This window comes from Flavobacterium arundinis, assembly GCF_038289855.1.
GTDB lineage: Bacteria > Bacteroidota > Bacteroidia > Flavobacteriales > Flavobacteriaceae > Flavobacterium > Flavobacterium arundinis.
Genome location: NZ_JBBYHR010000020.1, coordinates 1 through 1,272 on the forward strand (window position 1 = coordinate 1; position 1,272 = coordinate 1,272).

At 31.4% G+C, this 1,272-nt stretch carries 1 protein-coding gene; it reads right to left on the reverse strand.

All coding sequences use genetic code 11. From position 1 onward, the window contains the following. Positions 1-19 precede the first annotated feature (19 nt). Positions 20-1,207, reverse strand: coding sequence for an IS4 family transposase (locus tag AAEO56_RS19260; protein WP_341698712.1), 1,188 nt, complete (start codon positions 1,205-1,207; stop codon positions 20-22). Between the last annotated feature and the right edge of the window lie 65 nt (positions 1,208-1,272).

Genomic DNA, 1,272 nt, shown 5'->3' on the forward strand with positions numbered 1-1,272 from the left:
CATAAGTGTTCGGAAGACTTTAAACCATATTAGATAGTGGTATTTTGCTTGGATCTCCATCGCAGATTACCACTATTTCTTTTATTATTTCCATATTTAATTCTTCCACGAACTCGTACTTGGCAATCTTATAACTCTTTATCTCATTGAGTTTTTTGTATATAAGTATCAGTATTGCAGCTATCATTGTCATGTACATCATTACTTTGATCCCGTTCTCATTATAACTGAGAAAATGTTTGAAATGCAAGTGTTGTTTGATAAACTTGAAAAACACTTCGATATCCCATCTTTTCCTGTATATATCAGTTATCTCACCAGCTTCCATCTCTACGATATTGGTAAGAAATAACATTGTCTCTCCTGTAGCTATGGATTCCGCTTTTATAAGTCTAAACGGTACTTTGAGCAATATTTTTCCCTCGTGATAGAGGTTGACAATCTCATCACTTAAAATCTTTAAAGTTTCTGTTTTAACTTCTTTATCTAATATATTTTTCTCTATGACCTTAATGCTTTTCGTTGGGTTAATCCTTGTCACAAAGAAAATATTGTTATCACTAAATTCCTTAAAAGTTTTTCGTTTTTTCAGGCCCCTGTCAAACACAACAATCTCATTATCTTCAATATCCGCTTTTAATATTGCCTCCCGCAATGTTATATCTTCTCCTAAATGTTTTTGCTCATTGTAAAAATTCAGTTCAGATGGAAGATTGTGTAATAACCCAATGGTGAATTTAACCTGGGTTTTTGCATGCTTCCCTTCCTTATTTTTAAGGCCATTAACCATCCCTTTTTTTAAGAGTTTTCCAGATAAAGACAAGCTTGTAGAATCGAATTGCCTAATATTGTATTCTTTCAAACCATCTTTAAAATAAGGCTTTGATAAGTTGATAACATTCTGAAATATCTTTTCAAAATATTCATACCTTATAGAAGACAGGCGCTCGGAAATACTACTAAACCTAATGGTTTCTTCTTTTTCAATTCCAGAAAAAAGCTTAAACATGGTACTGGAAAAAACTTTTTCCATAATCCGAAGGCTAACTTTTGTATCGTCTAAAACACTCATTAAAACGAGTTTCAATACTACTTCTCCAGATAGTTTTTTGGCTTTATAATCAACATTAGTTTCTATCCTGATTGAATCTAAAACATCTTTGTCTATTAGTTTCAACAAAGAACTTACGCTTATTTTCTTTGGCATAATCAAGTTTATAAATCTAATATATGAAAATATTTCAATGAACTTTTGTCTTCCGAACACCTATG

Bases quoted from the DNA above. Each gene is read 5' to 3' on its own strand.
- AAEO56_RS19260 (WP_341698712.1), bottom strand. From the start codon at position 1,207: ATGCCAAAGAAAATAAGCGTAAGTTCTTTGTTGAAACTAATAGACAAA.